We start from the raw sequence: 17509 nt of genomic DNA, 5'->3' as shown, positions 1-17509 counted from the left end.
TCTTTTGCGCGCGAAAGCGCAGGTTCGCGCCATGGCGAAATCCTTAACATCGCATCGTCCGGCATTAGCCGTGGCGCTGAAACTCAGTGCGCTGGTGCTGTTCACAGTAATGTCCGCCTTGGTCAAGGCGCTGTCGGATGATTTCCCTCCGGGCGAAATGGTGTTTTTCCGCTCGCTCTTCGCCATTCCGGTCATCATTGCTTGGTTGTCATGGCGCGGAGAGCTGACGCAAGGTTTCATCGTAAAGAAGCCCATGGGCCATTTCTGGCGCGGTGTATTGGGCACGTCGGCCATGGGATTGACCTTTACCGGACTTAGCCTGCTGCCTTTGCCCGAGGTCACGGCCATCGGCTATGCCACCCCTATTTTCACGCTGATCCTGGCCGCAATCATGTTGGGCGAACGGATACGAATGATCCGCATCGGCGCCGTTGCGCTTGGTCTTGTCGGCGTTCTGATCATGATCTGGCCGCGCCTGGGCTCGGGTACCGCTGAATCCGCCGCAATGATCGGCGCACTCTGTGTATTGGCGGCTACCGTCGCGCGCGCATTTGTTCAGATACACATTCGGCAACTTGTGCAGGTGGATCATCCAGCTGCGATTGTGTTCTACTTTTCGCTCACGGCAACTTTGCTTTCAAGCCTATCGGTGTTTTGGGGCTGGGTTGTCCCAAGCTGGGAACAAGCCGCATTGCTGGTGACAATGGGCTTGATCGGCGGAGTGGCGCAGATTCTCGTGACATCCTCGTACAAGTTCGGCCAAGCCTCGATGTTAGCGCCTTACGATTATACGACGATGCTGTTTGCCATCATCATCGGTTATATCTGGTTTGATGAGCTTCCTACCTTGGTGATGCTGGGTGGTGCGGCGCTGGTGATTGCAGGCAACGTTGTGGTTATCCTGCGCGAACGCCAACTTGGACTCGATCGGACCAAGGCGCGATCTGTAACCGACCCCAAAGCGTGACTTTACCTTTTGCAAACTTCCCCTAGGTTGGGGCGCGACATTCCCATGAGGTTTCCCGATGAGCGACGCACAAAACCACAAAGAAAAGATGCAAGAAGTGCAGGCGAAGCACCGCAAAAAAGTCTCGGAAGCGGTTGATCCCGGTCGGGGATTGGTGCTGATCAACACCGGCAAGGGCAAGGGCAAGTCCTCGGCCGCATTTGGTGTAGTAATTCGCGCCTTGGGTTGGGGTCAGAAAGTGGCTGTGGTTCAGTTCATCAAAGGCAAATGGAAGACAGGTGAGCGCAGGTTCTTTGAAGAGCGTGATCTGGTCACCTGGCACACAATGGGCGAAGGCTTCACCTGGGATACGCAAGACCGCGAACGTGACATTGCTGCCGCGACGGCAGCCTTTGGAAAGGCGTGTGATCTGATGAAAAGCGGTGACTATGATCTTGTTGTTTTGGACGAGATCAATATCGCGCTGCGCTACGAATACCTTTCAGTAGAGACTGTTATGGACGGTCTTAAGGCCCGTTCGGACAAAACCAGCGTATTCCTGACAGGCCGGGATGCACCCCAAGCTTTGCGCGAATATGCGGATCTGGTGACCGAGATGACCGAAGAGAAGCACCCGTTTCAGGCCGGTATCAAAGCCCAGCGGGGTGTGGATTTCTAAACCCGCACTTCCCCTTCATTCAGCGCGCGCAGTGATGCGCGCCTGACAGGCTCAGGTGTCACGACGGGGTGTTCCTCGAGATTGCGATAACGTTCGGCATCACAGGTCTTGTGATCAAGATAAGCGGCGACATCTGAGGTTAGCGCATCGCAATCACATGACGCGCAACAGGGATCGTCCATCAATTCTTCGAAACGTTCGCGCAATCGCAGCCTCTTTGTGGTCGTTTCCGGGGCGATGGCAGGCCTTCACATCTGCACAAGCTGAGCCTACAGATCGCCCCAGAACCTGGAGCTTGATATTAAAATCTGGCGTTGCATTATATCTGATTGTTTTTATCGGAAATTTCAAGCCTTAAATTCGATTACATTATCGCCAGCTCAATTTGGGCAAATCGCCTTATTAGAGCCAAAAAAGGAAGAGGGCCACGCAGAAATCCGCACAGCCCATCAATGATTTACAGATTTGGTATTCGGTCAGACAACAACACCTTTTTCGGGCGCACTAAGCGATATGACCGCGACAACAGCGGCACCGTTCACCCAGTAGAACAGGGCGTCAATGCCGGAAAATCCAAGCAGGCTGGGCGCCATCAGAAAGGTAATACCAACAAGAAGATCTACGGCGAGGTGGAACTTGTAGGACAGCACCCTCCAGATTCCGAGATGATGATCTGTCAGAACGGTCAATACGAAGGCGGCCACGCCTGTAACCACGGACAGCCAGAGCGCCATGGGGTTGGACTGACCAAGCCCTAGAACAAAGGGCAACACCATCAGCGCAATCGCAACCGGGTAGTCGAGATACGCATGGACAGAGCGGGTGACAAAACGCAGGGACATTTCAACTTCCTTTCCTTAATCAGTGATGGCTAAAGGATAGGAGCAGCGATCCGAACGGAGTATACTTGGTCGTTTGATAAACCTTGCAGATCGTTCGAAATACTAGAACGATCAGTGCAGCGCCCGATAGGCGGCGGGAGATACGCCAACCTGCTTCTTGAACACGCGCGAAAACGCGGCCTCAGAGGCATATCCCACCTCGGCAGCCGCATCCGCAACATTCCAGCGGTTTTCGGTCAACCCATGACAGGCGATCTGCATCCGCCAATCTGTCAGATATTGTATCGGGGTTGTTCCCATCTTCTGGGCAAAAAGCTGGGCAAACGCGGTGCGCGACATCGCTGCCTCGCGCGCGAGTGAGGCAACACTCCACTCCTGTGCGGGGGACTGATGAAATGCCGTCAGCGCCCGCGAGATGCGCGGGTCGGCAAACCCGGCCAGCGCGGCATCATCCGGGCTTTGGTGTTCCAGATAGGCCCGTATTGCTTGCGCAAACAGCACTTCAGACAGTTTCAAAGCAATTAAATCGCCGCCAATGCGTGCGCCGGACACCTCTGATCCGATCATGCGCAGGGTCGCCTCAATCCAGGTGCCTGCGTCCTCCCCGTAGTTCTCGATCAGAATATAGGGCGGCAGCCGATCGATCAGCATATGCCCAGTCCCTTTCCGACCGGCGGGTCCCGTAAACGAGAAATGACCGCAGATCAGCTGCGTATCGCGTTCTTCTTCCGCCCCGCCATAGACCAGCACACCATCGCCCGTGTAGCCGGACTGATCCAACACCTGCTCAAGTGGCAAAGCGTCATAGGGTTTGACCTCGTTGCACAGCAGCGCGTGTGACGCGCCATGTGGGATCAAGATCAGGTCGCCCTGCCGCAACCGCAGCGTCTCGCCAGTTGCAGACAGGTAAACCTTAAGCTCACCGCGCTGAACAAAGTGAAAGCGGGCCACGTTCTCGTAGCTCGGCACCTGTATCCCGAACGGAGGGGTAAATGATGTGCGAAAGTAAAACGTGCCACGAAGAGACAGGCGGGTGAGAATATCGCTGAGAAGATCCAACATGGATCAAGAATACGGTCTCACACGCAGGCGTCCATATCTCGGGACGATCTGCACAAAAATTTGCACGGCTTGCAATCAGAACCCCCGCCCGAGCGGGGGTTCAAAGCGGTATTAACTTACGCGCGGACCAGCTTTTCGTAGTCTTCGGCGATTTCACGGGTCAGATCGCCAACCTCAAAGGTATAGTCGCCGATCTGCCCGACCGGAGTGACTTCGGCTGCTGTACCTGTCAGCCAGCACTGTTCGAAATCTGCCATTTCTTCGGGTCTGATGCGGCGTTCGTGGACAGTGACGCCCTTGTCTTTCAGCATCTGGATCACCGTCTGACGGGTAATGCCGTTTAAGAAGCAATCGGCCAGTGGGGTGTGCACTTCGCCATCCTTCACGAAGAAGACGTTGGCACCCGTCGCTTCGGCCACGTTGCCGTTGTAATCCATGAACAAGGCGTCTGAGCAGCCTTTGGCTTCGGCCTTATGCTTCGAGATGGTACAGATCATGTAAAGACCCGCCGCCTTGGCATGGACCGGAATGGTTTCCGGACTGGGTCGTTTCCACTCGGCGATATCCAGTTTAGCGCCTTGCATCTTGGCGTCACCGTAATAGGCACCCCAAGGCCAAACAGCGATGGCCATCCGAACGGGGTTCTTGGCGGAAGCGACACCCATATCCTCGCCCGAGCCACGCCAAACCAGCGCCCGCACATAAGCATCCTTAAGTCCGCTGGCTTTCAGCGCCTCTTCCTTGGCGGCCTCGATCTCATCAACCGAGTAAGGCATCGGCATATCCAGAGCCTCGGCCGAGGCGATCAGGCGTTCCGAATGTTCGCGGCTTTTGAAGATCTTGCCGTTATAGGCGCGTTCGCCCTCAAAAACCGAGGACGCATAGTGCATCGCGTGGGACAGAATGTGCACATTGGCTTCGCGCCAGGGCACAAGTTCGCCATCCATCCAGATGACACCGTCGCGATCGTCATATCCCGCCATGCGAAACCTCCTGAGCCGGGCTAGATTTCCGAATGTTGCGCCGTTTAGGTCCGCATCGGACATAATGTTGCGCAAAAACTGCGATTCGATACCTGTGCGCACTTGGAATGTCAATAAGGCTGACATAAAGTCAGATCATATTGCGAATGAGGTCCAACATGTCCGACATCCGTCCCGCCCCGGTCTTTGGCGGAGAAAGCCTGTTGTTTCTGACAGATGAGCAACTGAGGCAAGGTATCGAGGCCATGTTCTTTGCCTATCGCGGCTTTACCGCGGACCCTGACCGTATCCTGACTGAATTGGCCTATGGTCGGGCGCATCACCGAGCCATCCACTTCATCAACCGAGCGCCGGGAACGACGGTCAACAATCTGCTGGCCATATTGGGTGTTACCAAACAATCGCTGAACCGCGTTCTGCGTAGCCTCATCGCAGATGGTCTGGTCGAAAGCCGTGTCGGAACAGTGGACAAACGTGAACGCCACCTATTTCTGACGGATAAGGGCAAGGCGTTAGAGGCCAAACTCTCCGACGCCCAGCGCGCCCGGATGCGCGCGGCCTACAAGGATGCGGGCCCCGAAGCAGTGGCCGGGTTTCGCAAAGTGCTTGAAGCGATGATGGATGCTGATATGCGTCGTGCATATACAAAACTGCGGGATACGACTTCATGAGCGAAATGGACGCCCATCTTCTTATCGTCGATGATGACGAGCGCATTCGTGACCTGCTCAAGCAATTCCTGATGCGCAGCGGGTTCTTGGTGACTTCTGCGCGCGACGCGGCCCATGCGCGGCGGGTGTTGTCAGGGTTGGATTTTGATATGATTGTGCTGGATGTGATGATGCCCGGTGAGGATGGCGTCAGCCTTACACGGGCCTTGCGCGAAACGCATTCCACCCCGATCCTGTTGCTGACGGCAAAGGGCGAAACCGAGCATCGGATTTCTGGTTTGGAAGCCGGAGCCGATGACTATCTGGCCAAGCCGTTCGAACCCAAAGAGTTGCTGCTTAGGATCAATGCCATTCTGCGCCGGATGCCGGAAACGTCTGCGCACGACGCAGTGGCCAAGATTCTGCATCTTGGACCAATTCGCTACGATATCGAGCGGGGTGAGATGTGGCAGGGCGAAGATCCAGTGCGCCTGACTGCAACGGAAAGCCAATTGATGAAGATATTCTCGGCCCAGCCCGGCGAACCGATTAGCCGTGCCAAGCTGGTCGAGGACCTGGGGCGCGACAAAGGGCAGGCGCAGGAACGTGCGGTGGACGTGCAGATCACCCGCTTGCGTCGGAAGCTGGAGCAGGATCCGAAACAGCCTCGGTATCTGCAGACTGTGCGCGGTGCGGGCTATATGCTGGCACCGGACTGATGAGCCGCTGCACGGCGTTTTTAGGCCTTCGGCGAGGATATTTTTAGCCAGATGAAGATAGGATCCTGATGAAAACCGCTTTGCTGACCCACGCAGATTGTCTGAACCATGTGACGCCGGAGGGGCATCCAGAGCGGGTGGCGCGGTTGGAACATATCCTTCATGCGCTTGAGGATTTGGATTTGCAGCGTGTGACAGCGCCGTTGGCGGCGGATGATGATTTGCTACGAGTTCATCCGCAGAGCCATATCAGTGACATTCTTGACCATAAGCCCTCGGATGGGTTCAAGCAGATTGATGGGGATACATTCATGTCTCCAGGATCTGTTGATGCGGCCTATCGCGCGGCAGGTGCGGTGGTGCGAGCCGTCGATTTGGTACTGGGCGGTGAAGCACCGAATGCGTTTTGTGCGATACGACCGCCAGGCCACCATGCCGAGACGGAAACGGCCATGGGGTTCTGCCTGTTTGGCAATGCCGCGTTAGCTGCAAAGCATGCGCTGGATCATCACGGGTTGAACCGCGTGGCAGTGGTGGATTTTGATGTTCATCATGGCAATGGCACGCAATACCTGCTGTGGGACGAAAAGCGCGCGCTGGTGATTACCAGTCAGCAGATGCCGTTATGGCCCGGCTCTGGCCGTACTGACGAAACCGGTGCTTATGAGACCGTTTTGAACATACCGTTGGCCCCCGGCACCGGCGGGTCCGAGATGCGGGCTTCCTATGAAACACAGGCATTTCCGCGTCTACGGGCGTTCAAGCCGGAATTGATCATTATCTCCGCCGGGTTTGATGCCCATCAGGATGATCCGTTGGCAAATCTTAACTGGTCCACGGGTGATTTCGCCTGGATCACGGCGGAGCTGTGCAAGATTGCTGATGAAGTGTGTGATGGGCGTATCGTCTCGACTCTGGAAGGCGGGTATGATCTGAACGCATTGGCCGAGGCGACACGCGCCCATGTGGAAGAATTGATGAAGGCAGCACAATGACCGATACCCCAGTCGAACAGATGACCTTTGAACAGGCGATGAAAGAGCTTGAGGCCGTGGTGGGCCAGCTGGAACGCGGGGATGTGGCGCTGGATCAGTCGATCGCTTTGTATGAGCGGGGTGCGGCGTTGAAGAAACGCTGTGAGGATGAGCTGAAACGCGCCGAGGAAAAGGTGGCCGCGATCACTTTGGACGCAGATGGCCAGCCAACCGGGACGACGCCTGTCGAAGGTCAGTAAATGTTTCGTGAAAAGCTGGCACAGGATGCCGCGCTGATTCAAGACCATTTCGATCTGGTTCTGAGCGCGCTGGATGATCTGGATGTGACCCGCGCGATGACCTATGCCACGCAAGGCGGCAAGCGTCTGCGAGGGTTTCTGGTACTGGAAAGCGCGCGGTTACTTGGCGTCGATACAGCTCGGGCGATCTGGCCAGCGACGGGTATCGAAGCACTGCATGCCTACTCTCTGGTACATGACGACCTGCCCTGCATGGATGATGATGACCTGCGGCGAGGGCGCCCCACAGTCCATGTGAAATGGGATGACGGGACAGCCGTTCTGGCCGGGGATGCGCTGCAGACACTTGCGTTTGAGCTTTGCGTGCGGCCAGAGGTCGGAAATGCTGAAATACGCGCCAAACTGGCTCTAACACTGGCAAAAGCGAGCGGCGCGCAGGGTATGGTTCTGGGTCAGGCGCTGGATATTGCGGCGGAGACGGCAGCAGAGCCACTGACACTGGATGAGATTACGCAACTGCAAGCGGGCAAGACCGGCGCGTTGATCGAATGGTCCGCCTGTGCAGGCGCACGGCTGGCGCAGGCTGATCCCGCCCCCTTGCGCCAATATGCCCAAGCGCTTGGGCTTGCCTTTCAGATCGCGGATGACATCATGGATGTCGAAGGAGATGCCGAAAAGGCAGGAAAGCGCTTGCAGAAGGATGCAGAGGCGGGCAAGGCGACCTTTGTCTCACTTCTTGGTCTGGATGCGGCTAAATCCCGTGCCGCTGAGCTTGTGGATCAGGCTTGTGCTGCGTTAGATGAATATGGCCCCGCGGCAGAAACCTTGAAGCAGGCTGCCCGCTTCGTTATTGCCCGGGACAGCTAAGCCAGGAACGCCAAATGTCAGACCGTCCGAATACGCCTCTGCTGGATCTTGTGAACCGCCCTGCGGACCTCAAGCAATTCACGGATGCGCAGCTGCATCAAGTGGCGCATGAGTTGCGGTCAGAAACGGTCTCGGCTGTGTCTGTCACGGGCGGACATCTGGGGGCGGGTCTGGGCGTGGTCGAGCTGACCACAGCGCTGCACGCTGTGTTCGATACTCCGAGAGACAAGATCATTTGGGACGTCGGTCACCAGTGCTATCCGCACAAGATTCTGACCGAGCGCCGCGATCGGATTCGCACCCTGCGCATGAAAGATGGCCTGAGCGGATTTACCAAGCGCAGCGAAAGCCCATATGACCCGTTTGGCGCGGCGCATTCCAGCACATCGATCAGCGCGGCGCTGGGTTTTGCCGTTGCACGAGATCTGGGCGGCGTGACGCCCGAAGGCCTGGGCGATGCGATTGCTGTGATCGGCGATGGTTCGATGTCCGCCGGCATGGCGTTTGAGGCGATGAACAATGCAGGGCATCTGAAGAAACGCCTGATTGTGATCCTGAACGACAATGAGATGAGCATCGCGCCGCCCGTGGGCGCTCTGTCCAACTACCTGTCGCGGATCTATGCCGAAGAACCGTTCCACGATCTGAAAGCCGCTGCCAAGGGCGCGGTGTCTTTGCTGCCTGAACCTTTCCGAGAAGGGGCAAAGCGCGCCAAGGACATGCTGAAAGGTATGGCCATGGGCGGGACGCTGTTTGAAGAGCTGGGCTTTTCCTATCTCGGCCCCATCGACGGGCATGATCTGGACCAGTTGTTGCCGGTTTTGCGTGCGGTCAAGGCCAAAGTGACAGGTCCGATCCTGATCCACGTATTGACCAAAAAGGGCAAGGGTTATGCCCCTGCCGAACAGGCGCGCGACAAGGGTCATGCAACCGCGAAGTTCGACGTAGTGACGGGTGAGCAGAAGAAGGCCCCATCCAACGCGCCGTCCTACACCTCGGTCTTTGGCAAGACACTGGTCGAGGAAGCGGCGCGGGATGACAAGATCGTCGCGGTCACCGCCGCGATGCCGGACGGGACCGGGCTGAACCTGTTTGCTGAGCGCTACCCTTCGCGGTGTTTTGATGTAGCGATTGCCGAACAGCATGGTGTGACATTCTCGGCTGCGCTGGCCGCCGGCGGGATGAAGCCGTTCTGTGCAATGTATTCCACTTTCCTGCAGCGTGGTTACGATCAGGTAGTGCATGACGTGGCAATCCAGCGCCTGCCGGTGCGATTTGCCATCGACCGTGCGGGTCTGGTGGGGGCAGATGGTGCGACCCATGCGGGATCGTTTGATATTGCTTACTTGGCCAACCTTCCGGGCATGGTTGTCATGGCCGCCGCGGACGAGGCCGAGTTGATGCACATGGTTGCCACTGCCGTGGCTTATGATGATGGTCCGATCGCCTTCCGCTATCCTCGCGGCGAAGGGGTGGGCGTTGACTTGCCCGAGCGCGGTGAAGTGTTGGAGATCGGCAAAGGCCGCATGATCCAAAAAGGTGCGCGTGTAGCACTGCTGTCCTTCGGGACGCGGCTGGCCGAGGTGCAGAAGGCGGCCGAGGCGCTTTGCGCGCGCGGGATCGCCCCCACCATCGCCGATGCGCGCTTTGCCAAGCCTCTGGATCGGGATTTGATCCTTGATCTGGCCGCGAACCACGAGGCGCTGATCACGATCGAGGAAGGCGCAGTTGGCGGTTTCGGCAGTCATGTTGCGCAGCTTTTGGCCGATGAGGGCGTGTTCGACGAAGGGTTGAAGTATCGCTCGATGGTGTTGCCGGATATTTTCATCGATCAGGCAAACCCAGCGGATATGTACGCGGTCGCTGGTATGAATGCAGAGCAGATCGAGGCCAAAGTGCTGTCGATTCTGGGCGTCACGACGATTGGCGAAAAACGCGCCTGAATCGGCGAATTCATTTGGAGCAAACGCGTGGTCGTGATTTAAGTTTCATAGACACATCTGAAATTGTGCATTTTTTGCACATGTTTTTTGGCTCTGCGGGGAAATAACAGCTTTGAAAATGACATAGGTCAATATCCTGATGTTCGGGTTACACTAGAACCCGACTCGGGGTGAGGCTGCTCCTTGCCCTTTATGCATAAGGTCGCAAGCGAATGAACAAGCTAGCCAGCCGCCGTGCGTTTCTTAAGGGAAAAGTGCTGCGCAATGATCAAAACTCCATCCGCCCGCCTGGGGCAGATGCAGCCGAGTTTCTTGAGCTGTGCACGCAATGCGACGAATGCCGCGAGGCATGTCCCGAAGACATAATCAAGTTCGACACACAGGGCTTCCCCGTCGTCCAGCTGGATGCAGGCCCCTGCACATTCTGCGGTGATTGCGCCAATGCTTGCCCGACCGGAGCATTGAACCCCGAACATATCGCCGACTGGCCCTGGCGCGCCAGAGTTGCTGCCACGTGCCTGTCGATGAATGGTATCAGTTGTCGTGTCTGTCAGGATGTCTGCGACCACCGTGCAATCCGCTTTCAATTGCAGACCGGTGGCCGCGCCGAACCCGTACTCGACACCGATACCTGCACCGGCTGCGGCGCCTGCGCTAGCGCCTGCCCCGCCGGTTCCGTCAGCTTTGAACGCCACACCCCGCCCACGCAGGAGGTCGCCTAATGAACATCTGTGGATGCCTCGTCCATGTAACCCCCGAAACCACGCAGAGTGCACAGGCCACGATTGCGGGTACAAACGGGGCAGAGGTTCACGCGGCATCTGAGGATGGCCGCATTGTTGTTGTGGTCGAGGATACGCCTGAAAAATTGGCATCCGAGACGATCATGGATCTGCATCAGATCCCGGGTGTGATCTCTCTGACCTTGACTTATCACCATTTTGAAGACCTTGCGGAGACCCGTCCGCACCTTAACGCTTCTCGCCAGATATAAAGCCGGAGACCCATGTCATGACCATCTCTGAATCCCGCCGGACCTTTCTAAAATCAACCGCCGCCGCTGCGACAGCATCAGCCGCAGGTTTGCCGCTTGCTACCGGGCAGGCCAGCGCTCAAGTCGGCAACCCCGACATCCGTTGGGACAAAGCCGCCTGCCGGTTCTGCGGCACCGGATGCTCGGTTCTTGTCGGCACCAAAGACGGACGCGTGGTTGCCACGCAGGGCGACCCGGACGCGCCGGTGAACCGCGGCCTGAACTGCATCAAGGGCTATTTCCTGTCCAAGATCATGTACGGCAAAGACCGACTGACCACGCCGATGCTGCGTAAAACCAACGGCGAATACGACAAGAACGGTGAATTCGAGCCCGTCAGCTGGGACGAAGCCTTCGACGTCATGGCCGCCAAGTGGAAAGAGGCCCTTGCCAAGAAAGGGCCAACCAGCGTGGGCATGTTCGGCTCGGGCCAGTGGACCGTTTGGGAAGGTTATGCCGCTGCCAAGATGATGAAAGCTGGTTTCCGGTCCAACAACATCGACCCGAACGCGCGCCACTGCATGGCCTCAGCGGTTGTCGGCTTTATGCGGACATTTGGCATTGATGAGCCGATGGGCTGCTATGACGATTTTGAACATGCCGATACGTTCGTGCTCTGGGGCTCGAACATGGCCGAGATGCACCCGATCCTGTGGTCACGCCTGACCGACACGCGTCTGACCAAACCGGGATCCGAAGTGCATGTGCTGTCGACTTATGAACACCGCTCGTTCGAGCTGGCCGATAACGGCATGGTCTTCGCGCCGCAGACCGATCTGGCGATCCTAAACTACATCGCCAATTACATCATTCAGAACGGCGCGGTGAATGAAGAGTTCGTCAAGAACCACGTCAACATCACCAAGACCGCCACAGACATCGGTTATGGCCTGCGTGACAACAACCCGCTGCAGCAAGAGGCTGAAAACCCGAACTCGGGAAAATTGGAACCGATCAGCTTCGAAGAATATGCCGAGGCGGTTTCGGAATACACGCTGGAATACACATCGGAACTTTCCGGCGTTCCTGCATCTCAGCTCGAGCGTCTGGCCCAGCAATATGCAGATCCAAACCGCAAGGTGATGAGCCTGTGGACCATGGGCTTCAACCAGCACACCCGCGGATCGTGGGTGAACTCACTGATGTACAACGTGCACCTGCTGGTCGGTAAGATTTCAGAGCCCGGCAATTCGCCCTTCTCGCTGACCGGTCAGCCCTCGGCCTGTGGTACGGCACGTGAGGTTGGGACCTTCGCGCACCGTCTGCCCGCCGATATGGTTGTGGCAAACGACAAGCACCGCGAGATCTGCGAGACTGCGTGGAAAATCCCTGTGGGCACCATCCCGCCCAAACCCGGGTTCCACGCCGTACTGCAGCACCGCAAACTGAAAGACGGTGATCTGAACGCCTATTGGGTGCAGTGCACTAACAACATGCAGGCCGCGCCCAATATCAACGAAGAAGGCTATCCCGGTTATCGCAACCCGGAAAACTTCATTGCCGTATCAGACCCTTATCCGACCGTAACGGCTCTGTCCGCTGACCTGATCTTGCCCACTGCCATGTGGGTCGAGAAGGAAGGTGCCTATGGCAACGCCGAGCGTCGCACGCAATTCTGGCGACAACAGGTCAAGGCTCCGGGAGAGGCGAAATCGGACCTCTGGCAGCTGATGGAGTTCTCCAAACGCTTCACCGTTGAAGAAGTTTGGGGCGAGGAACTACTGGCCACCATGCCCGAACATCGCGGCAAAACCATGTATGACGTGCTGTTTGCCAATGGCACGATCGACCAGTTCCCGCTGTCTGAAACCGCGGAAGGGTTCGACAACGACGAATCTGAGCACTTTGGCTTCTACGTGCAGAAGGGCCTGTTCGAGGAATATGCCAATTTCGGTCGCGGCCATGCGCACGATCTGGCACCGTTCGAAACTTACCATCAGGCCCGCGGCTTGCGCTGGCCGGTCGTGGACGGCAAAGAGACGCTTTATCGCTTCCGTGAAGGCTATGATCCTTACGTGCCCGAAGGTGCGGATGTGAAGTTCTATGGCCATAAGGATGGCAAGGCCAAGATCATCTTTGCACCATACGAGCCCGCCCCCGAGGTACCTGATGAAGAGTTCAACCTGTGGCTCTGCACAGGCCGTGTGCTGGAACACTGGCATTCGGGTTCTATGACCCGCCGCGTGCCCGAACTGCACCGCGCCTATCCCGCCGCTGTTGTCTACATGCATCCGGACGATGCGCGCGATCGTGGTCTGCGGCGCGGGCAGGAGATCGTTCTGTCTACCCGCCGCGGCGAGGTCAACAGCCGGGTCGAAACCCGCGGCCGTAACAAAGTTCCGCGCGGTCTGGTCTTCATGCCTTGGTTCGACGAGGGTCAGCTGACCAACAAGCTGACCTTGGACGCGACTTGCCCACTGTCGAAAGAAACCGACTTCAAGAAATGCGCCTGTAAGATCGAGCGCGCGTAAAGGGCAGGCAAGGCAAAGGTAAGACCCATGTCTCGTGTTGGCTCTCCTCTCTCGCCGCAGCGGCGCCGGTTCCTGCAGGACTCGGCGCGCGTAGCGGGCGGCTGCGTGGCAGCCGGGTCCCTGTTGGCCTGGCTGGCGCGAGACGCACGGGCGTTGCCAGCCGAAGCATTGCGACCTCCCGGTGCCTTGCCGGAAAAAGACTTTCTATCAGCCTGTATCCGCTGCGGTTTGTGCGTGCGGGAATGTCCCTATGACACGCTGAAACTGGCCGAACTGGGTGTTGATGCGGTGGCCACCGGCACGCCGTATTTCACTGCCCGTGATGTGCCTTGTGAGATGTGTGACGACATCCCCTGTGTCGCGGCCTGCCCCACCGGGGCGCTGGACCCGGGATTGGACAACATAGACGACGCCAAGATGGGCGTGGCCGTTCTGGTCGATCAGGAGAACTGCCTGAACTTTCTCGGCCTGCGTTGCGACGTCTGTTACCGCGTCTGCCCCATCATCGACGACGCCATCACTCTGGAAACCGAACACAACGCCCGTTCAGGCAGCCATGCGATCTTCATTCCAACCGTTCATGCCGATCATTGCACCGGATGTGGCGTTTGCGAGAAAAGCTGCGTTCTGCCCGAAGCTGCGATCAAAGTTCTTCCCACCCGATTGGCCCGGGGCAGCAGCGCAGATCACTATCGCAAGGGCTGGGAAGAGAAAGAAGCCAAAGGCGCGCCCGTCGTCGAAGGCATTATCGACCTGCCAGACCGCTTGCCGGGACCGGGCACCGATAACCTTGTCGCACCGGGCGGGTTTGAGCCCAGCTTCAAGTTGCCGGAGGTCACCCCATGACCGCCCGCACAAATATGCCACTGGGGCAAGAGGCCATCGCTAGCAAAGGTTGGTTGAGTGCCCATAAATACCTGCTGCTGCGCCGCGCCAGTCAGCTGTTCTTTCTGGTGCTGTTTCTGCTGGGCCCATGGTTCGGAATCTGGATCGTGCAGGGCACTCTGGCCGGGTCGCTGACGCTGGGCGTGCTGCCCCTGACCGATCCGTTTGTTTTTCTGCAAAGCCTGATCGCCGGGCACTGGCCCGAGCTGACCGCCGCCATCGGTGCCGCCATCGTCCTGGTTGCTTACGCGTTGATCGGAGGTCGCCTCTATTGCTCGTGGGTCTGCCCGATCAATCCGGTCACCGACGGCGCGCATTGGCTGCACCGCAAGCTGGGCCTGCAAAAAGGCTGGCAACCCAAACGTGGCACTCGGCTGTGGATTATGGCCACTGTGCTTATCGTCTCAGGCCTGACCGGAGCCATCGCGTGGGAACTGGTCAACCCGATCACCATGCTGCATCGCGGGTTGGTCTTTGGCATGGGATTTGTCTGGGCGATGGTCACCGCGATCTTCCTGTTCGACTTGTTTGTCTCGCGCCACGGATGGTGCGGCCATGTCTGCCCGGTGGGCGCGTTCTATGGATTGATCGGCACCAAAGCAATGCTGCGGGTCAGCGCCTTCAACCGCTCCGCTTGCGACGACTGCATGGATTGCTACGCGGTCTGCCCGGAAAACCACGTGATCTCTCCGGCGCTGAAAGGCAAAGATACCCCGCTGATCCTGTCGCCCGACTGCACCAATTGCGGGCGCTGCATCGATATCTGTGCCGAAGACGTTTTCAAATTCACCCATCGGTTCGACGCCCTGACCGTCGCGCCACCGGAACCAACCGCCGCGCCCCAGCCGCGCGCCTCAAGACCTTTTTGAAGGAGTGAGAAGATGAAAAAGCCGATCCTAGTGGGCCTTGCCCTGATCCCGCCGCTGCTCCTCGGTGGCCTGGCCCTTGCGCAATCTGCAGGGGTCAACAGCCTGCGCGGTGCCGAGGTAGATGAACCTGCCGTTCTTGATCAGGTGCATCGCACGGTCGAAGGCCGCATGCAGCGCAACTATCGCCAGCAGCCGCCGCTGATCCCGCACTCGATCGAACAGTACCAGATCGACCTGCGCACCAACCAGTGCCTGTCGTGCCACGACTGGACCAAGGCCGGTGAGCGCAATGCGCCAACGCTGTCGATGACGCACTATCTGGACCGCGAAGGCCGCGAATTGGATCAGATCGCGGGCACACGGTATTTCTGCAACCAGTGCCACGTGCCGCAGGCCGATGCGCTGCCGCTGGTCGACAACACTTTTGAACCTTCCTCCGGAAACTAAACTCAGGTCGAAAAGGAGAGCGCGATATGTCCGACTCCCAAGAAAAACAAGGGCTCATCCGGCGCCTCTGGACCTGGTTCTGGAGCCCGATCGCCGTCCTCAGCGTTGGCTTCACCCTGCTTGCTGGATTTCTGGCAGGCATCCTGTTCTGGGGTGGGTTCCACTGGACGCTGGAACTGACGAATACAGAAGAGTTCTGCACCTCGTGTCACACGATGGAGGTCAATCTAGGCGAATACCGTGAGACGATCCACTACAACAACCATTCGGGCGTGCGGGCGATCTGTTCGGATTGCCACGTCCCGGACGAGTGGAACCATAAGATCAAAGCCAAGATCATGGCCGTGAAGGATGTCTACCACGAACTGGCAGGCACGATCAGCACGCCCGAGAAGTATGAGGATCATCGTCTCGCTATGGCGACGGCCGTTTGGAAGAAGATGAAAGCATCCGACAGCCGGGAATGCCGTAACTGTCACAACTTCGACTATATGGACTTCACGATTCAGGAAACCCGGGCCGCCAATGAACACCAGCGCGCGATCGATAACGGCATGACCTGTATCGACTGCCATCAGGGTATCGCGCACAGCCTCCCACCCAACTATCTGGAAACGTATGAAAAGATTGCGAAAGAGATAGACGGCGAGGTTCTGCAGGAACACGCAGCCGCTTCAGGAGACGACATCCGCGCGTTCCTGAACAAAAGCTCGGATTAAGGTGGGACAGAGATGTTAGAGATACTTGGAACCATCGGTGGCAACGTATTGGGTCTGCCCGGCATCCTGGGTCTGGCACTGGGCATGATGACCCGCCAATATTGGTTGGGAGCCCTATTGGGCGGCCTGGTAGGCCTGATCGCACCACTGCTTTTTGCCGGGTGGCAATTTTCCCATGTCGGAGCCATGGCGTTAATCATCGCGATCATCGTTGGCGTCTGTGCCGGTACCCTTGGCACCGCCATTCGCCGCAAGGGCGCGACAGTCTGAACAGGTCAACCCGGCAGCAATGCCGGGTTACCGACCCCAGTTTTCCGCCGGATCACTTTCGGCATAATCCCGCAGCAATGCTATATCCGATATCACAGCGTGGTTGCGGTTGATCTTTACCCCCACCGCCTTAAGCCTTGAAAACGCCCGGCTCAGGCTTTCGGGTTTCATACCCAGACGACCCGCGATCAGCATCTTGTCATAAGGCAGCGATACTTCGCACTCACCCGCATCAGTGTCACAGAGGTTCAGCAAAAACTCGGCCACGCGCTGTGCGCCGGTCTGCGCCTTGAGCTGTTCCAGCTGCGCCACTAGCGAGTGCAGATGGGTGAAGGTCGCGGCCAGGATCGAGATCCCGATCTCGGGGTCTTCCTTCATCAGCGAAATCAGGATTGGGCTGGGAATGTGCATGACATCACAGGCCGAAACGGCCTCGGCCGAGACCGGATAGGGCACGTTGCGCAACGCCACGGCTTCACCAAAACTGTCGCCACGGGTAAAGACGCTGACTACCGCTTCGGCACCGGTTGGGGTCATGCGGAACAGCTTGACCCAACCCTCCAATACGACGTGTATGGCCTGCGCCGTTTCCTCCTGCAGGAATATCGTCTCACCACGGTCATACTGACGCCAGATCGCGTGGCTCAACAATGTTTCCACATGCTGTTCCGGTAAACTGCGCAGCAGCAGCGACTGACGTGCGATCGCTTTTTGTGCTTCGTGAGACAAGAGAATACCCCTGTTACTTCCTGCCGGCGCGCGCGCCCGGTTGGTCCATCCTTGCCCCACGCTATGCCAGAGCCGGCAGTTGTGCACCATAGTTTTATGTTGTGTAAACTTGACTATTGTCATGTTGCGGGTTGGTTCGCTGCCCTATTCTCGGCCCAAAG

21 protein-coding genes are annotated in these 17509 nt (G+C 57.7%); 16 read left to right on the top strand and 5 right to left on the bottom strand.

The features are described 5' to 3' along the window. Positions 1-31 precede the first annotated feature (31 nt). Together ACR0KN_RS16000 and cobO are read left to right on the top strand one after the other, a co-directional pair. The gene (locus ACR0KN_RS16000) at positions 32-967 is read left to right on the top strand and encodes a DMT family transporter (protein WP_170773335.1); all 936 of its coding nucleotides are present in this window, start codon (positions 32-34) and stop codon (positions 965-967) included. Between the two features lie 58 nt (positions 968-1025). Next, on the top strand, positions 1026-1625 hold the full coding sequence (gene cobO / locus ACR0KN_RS15995; RefSeq protein WP_480654939.1) for a cob(I)yrinic acid a,c-diamide adenosyltransferase: 600 nt from the start codon (positions 1026-1028) through the stop codon (positions 1623-1625). Here cobO and ACR0KN_RS15990 read toward each other — a convergent pair. The 4 genes from ACR0KN_RS15990 to ACR0KN_RS15975 form a co-directional block, all read right to left on the bottom strand. Then, positions 1622-1831 (bottom strand): hypothetical protein, encoded by a 210-nt coding sequence (locus tag ACR0KN_RS15990; RefSeq protein ID WP_480654937.1) that lies wholly within the window; start codon positions 1829-1831, stop codon positions 1622-1624. The genes cobO and ACR0KN_RS15990 overlap by 4 nt on opposite strands. A gap of 270 nt (positions 1832-2101) precedes the next feature. Continuing rightward, positions 2102-2467 (bottom strand): SPW repeat domain-containing protein, encoded by a 366-nt coding sequence (locus ACR0KN_RS15985; protein ID WP_170773338.1) that lies wholly within the window; start codon positions 2465-2467, stop codon positions 2102-2104. A gap of 111 nt (positions 2468-2578) precedes the next feature. Continuing rightward, the gene (locus tag ACR0KN_RS15980; RefSeq protein ID WP_480654935.1) at positions 2579-3529 is read right to left on the bottom strand and encodes an AraC family transcriptional regulator; all 951 of its coding nucleotides are present in this window, start codon (positions 3527-3529) and stop codon (positions 2579-2581) included. A gap of 116 nt (positions 3530-3645) precedes the next feature. Continuing rightward, positions 3646-4512, bottom strand: coding sequence for a branched-chain amino acid aminotransferase (locus tag ACR0KN_RS15975; RefSeq protein WP_480654933.1), 867 nt, complete (start codon positions 4510-4512; stop codon positions 3646-3648). A 158-nt stretch (positions 4513-4670) separates the two neighbouring features. On the opposite strand from ACR0KN_RS15975, the gene ACR0KN_RS15970 reads away from it, so the two are divergent. The 14 genes from ACR0KN_RS15970 (at position 4671) to ACR0KN_RS15905 (ending at position 16619) form a co-directional block, all read left to right on the top strand. After that, positions 4671-5183: a MarR family winged helix-turn-helix transcriptional regulator gene (locus tag ACR0KN_RS15970; RefSeq protein WP_480654931.1), complete on the top strand. Its 513-nt coding sequence runs from the start codon at positions 4671-4673 to the stop codon at positions 5181-5183. Further along, positions 5180-5881 (top strand): response regulator, encoded by a 702-nt coding sequence (locus ACR0KN_RS15965; RefSeq protein WP_480654929.1) that lies wholly within the window; start codon positions 5180-5182, stop codon positions 5879-5881. Before ACR0KN_RS15970 ends, ACR0KN_RS15965 begins: the two co-directional genes overlap by 4 nt. A gap of 68 nt (positions 5882-5949) precedes the next feature. Further along, positions 5950-6876, top strand: a complete 927-nt coding sequence (locus ACR0KN_RS15960) for a histone deacetylase family protein (protein WP_480654927.1) — start codon at positions 5950-5952, stop codon at positions 6874-6876. Next, complete coding sequence (locus tag ACR0KN_RS15955; RefSeq protein ID WP_010443127.1) at positions 6873-7115, top strand: exodeoxyribonuclease VII small subunit; 243 nt, start codon at positions 6873-6875, stop codon at positions 7113-7115. The genes ACR0KN_RS15960 and ACR0KN_RS15955 overlap by 4 nt, the downstream gene beginning before the upstream one ends. Then, entirely contained in the window at positions 7116-7982 is an 867-nt protein-coding gene (locus ACR0KN_RS15950) for a polyprenyl synthetase family protein (RefSeq protein WP_480654925.1), read from the top strand. Positions 7983-7996: 14 nt separating this feature from the next. Continuing rightward, positions 7997-9925: a 1-deoxy-D-xylulose-5-phosphate synthase gene (gene dxs / locus ACR0KN_RS15945; protein WP_480654923.1), complete on the top strand. Its 1929-nt coding sequence runs from the start codon at positions 7997-7999 to the stop codon at positions 9923-9925. A gap of 212 nt (positions 9926-10137) precedes the next feature. Beyond that, a complete protein-coding gene (napF, locus tag ACR0KN_RS15940) occupies positions 10138-10647 on the top strand; it encodes a ferredoxin-type protein NapF (protein WP_480654921.1) in 510 nt (169 codons plus the stop codon). Then, positions 10647-10919, top strand: coding sequence for a chaperone NapD (locus ACR0KN_RS15935; protein ID WP_170471362.1), 273 nt, complete (start codon positions 10647-10649; stop codon positions 10917-10919). The genes napF and ACR0KN_RS15935 overlap by 1 nt, the downstream gene beginning before the upstream one ends. Positions 10920-10936: 17 nt before the next feature. Further along, complete coding sequence (gene napA, locus ACR0KN_RS15930) at positions 10937-13429, top strand: nitrate reductase catalytic subunit NapA (RefSeq protein ID WP_480654919.1); 2493 nt, start codon at positions 10937-10939, stop codon at positions 13427-13429. A 27-nt stretch (positions 13430-13456) separates the two neighbouring features. Further along, positions 13457-14275 (top strand): ferredoxin-type protein NapG, encoded by an 819-nt coding sequence (gene napG / locus ACR0KN_RS15925; protein ID WP_480654917.1) that lies wholly within the window; start codon positions 13457-13459, stop codon positions 14273-14275. After that, entirely contained in the window at positions 14272-15183 is a 912-nt protein-coding gene (gene napH, locus ACR0KN_RS15920; RefSeq protein ID WP_480654915.1) for a quinol dehydrogenase ferredoxin subunit NapH, read from the top strand. Before napG ends, napH begins: the two co-directional genes overlap by 4 nt. A gap of 12 nt (positions 15184-15195) precedes the next feature. Beyond that, positions 15196-15630 (top strand): nitrate reductase cytochrome c-type subunit, encoded by a 435-nt coding sequence (locus ACR0KN_RS15915; RefSeq protein WP_170398181.1) that lies wholly within the window; start codon positions 15196-15198, stop codon positions 15628-15630. A gap of 26 nt (positions 15631-15656) precedes the next feature. Next, positions 15657-16349: a NapC/NirT family cytochrome c gene (locus tag ACR0KN_RS15910; RefSeq protein ID WP_170471354.1), complete on the top strand. Its 693-nt coding sequence runs from the start codon at positions 15657-15659 to the stop codon at positions 16347-16349. 12 nt (positions 16350-16361) lie between these two features. Then, a complete protein-coding gene (locus ACR0KN_RS15905; protein ID WP_010443117.1) occupies positions 16362-16619 on the top strand; it encodes a hypothetical protein in 258 nt (85 codons plus the stop codon). 27 nt (positions 16620-16646) lie between these two features. Here ACR0KN_RS15905 and ACR0KN_RS15900 read toward each other — a convergent pair whose 3' ends face one another. Continuing rightward, entirely contained in the window at positions 16647-17348 is a 702-nt protein-coding gene (locus tag ACR0KN_RS15900; protein WP_170471352.1) for a Crp/Fnr family transcriptional regulator, read from the bottom strand. Positions 17349-17509 lie beyond the last annotated feature (161 nt).

Source organism: Ruegeria sp. AP7 (genome assembly GCF_056539905.1).
The sequence above is the reverse complement of the archived record's forward strand: the minus strand, read 5'-3'. Positions and strand labels throughout refer to the sequence as shown.

Bases quoted from the DNA above. Each gene is read 5' to 3' on its own strand.
- ACR0KN_RS16000 (WP_170773335.1), top strand. From the start codon at position 32: ATGGCGAAATCCTTAACATCGCATCGTCCGGCATTAGCCGTGGCGCTG.
- cobO (WP_480654939.1), top strand. From the start codon at position 1,026: ATGAGCGACGCACAAAACCACAAAGAAAAGATGCAAGAAGTGCAGGCG.
- ACR0KN_RS15985 (WP_170773338.1), bottom strand. From the start codon at position 2,467: ATGTCCCTGCGTTTTGTCACCCGCTCTGTCCATGCGTATCTCGACTAC.
- ACR0KN_RS15980 (WP_480654935.1), bottom strand. From the start codon at position 3,529: ATGTTGGATCTTCTCAGCGATATTCTCACCCGCCTGTCTCTTCGTGGC.
- ACR0KN_RS15975 (WP_480654933.1), bottom strand. From the start codon at position 4,512: ATGGCGGGATATGACGATCGCGACGGTGTCATCTGGATGGATGGCGAA.
- ACR0KN_RS15970 (WP_480654931.1), top strand. From the start codon at position 4,671: ATGTCCGACATCCGTCCCGCCCCGGTCTTTGGCGGAGAAAGCCTGTTG.
- ACR0KN_RS15965 (WP_480654929.1), top strand. From the start codon at position 5,180: ATGAGCGAAATGGACGCCCATCTTCTTATCGTCGATGATGACGAGCGC.
- ACR0KN_RS15960 (WP_480654927.1), top strand. From the start codon at position 5,950: ATGAAAACCGCTTTGCTGACCCACGCAGATTGTCTGAACCATGTGACG.
- ACR0KN_RS15955 (WP_010443127.1), top strand. From the start codon at position 6,873: ATGACCGATACCCCAGTCGAACAGATGACCTTTGAACAGGCGATGAAA.
- ACR0KN_RS15950 (WP_480654925.1), top strand. From the start codon at position 7,116: ATGTTTCGTGAAAAGCTGGCACAGGATGCCGCGCTGATTCAAGACCAT.
- dxs (WP_480654923.1), top strand. From the start codon at position 7,997: ATGTCAGACCGTCCGAATACGCCTCTGCTGGATCTTGTGAACCGCCCT.
- napF (WP_480654921.1), top strand. From the start codon at position 10,138: ATGAACAAGCTAGCCAGCCGCCGTGCGTTTCTTAAGGGAAAAGTGCTG.
- ACR0KN_RS15935 (WP_170471362.1), top strand. From the start codon at position 10,647: ATGAACATCTGTGGATGCCTCGTCCATGTAACCCCCGAAACCACGCAG.
- napA (WP_480654919.1), top strand. From the start codon at position 10,937: ATGACCATCTCTGAATCCCGCCGGACCTTTCTAAAATCAACCGCCGCC.
- napG (WP_480654917.1), top strand. From the start codon at position 13,457: ATGTCTCGTGTTGGCTCTCCTCTCTCGCCGCAGCGGCGCCGGTTCCTG.
- napH (WP_480654915.1), top strand. From the start codon at position 14,272: ATGACCGCCCGCACAAATATGCCACTGGGGCAAGAGGCCATCGCTAGC.
- ACR0KN_RS15915 (WP_170398181.1), top strand. From the start codon at position 15,196: ATGAAAAAGCCGATCCTAGTGGGCCTTGCCCTGATCCCGCCGCTGCTC.
- ACR0KN_RS15910 (WP_170471354.1), top strand. From the start codon at position 15,657: ATGTCCGACTCCCAAGAAAAACAAGGGCTCATCCGGCGCCTCTGGACC.
- ACR0KN_RS15905 (WP_010443117.1), top strand. From the start codon at position 16,362: ATGTTAGAGATACTTGGAACCATCGGTGGCAACGTATTGGGTCTGCCC.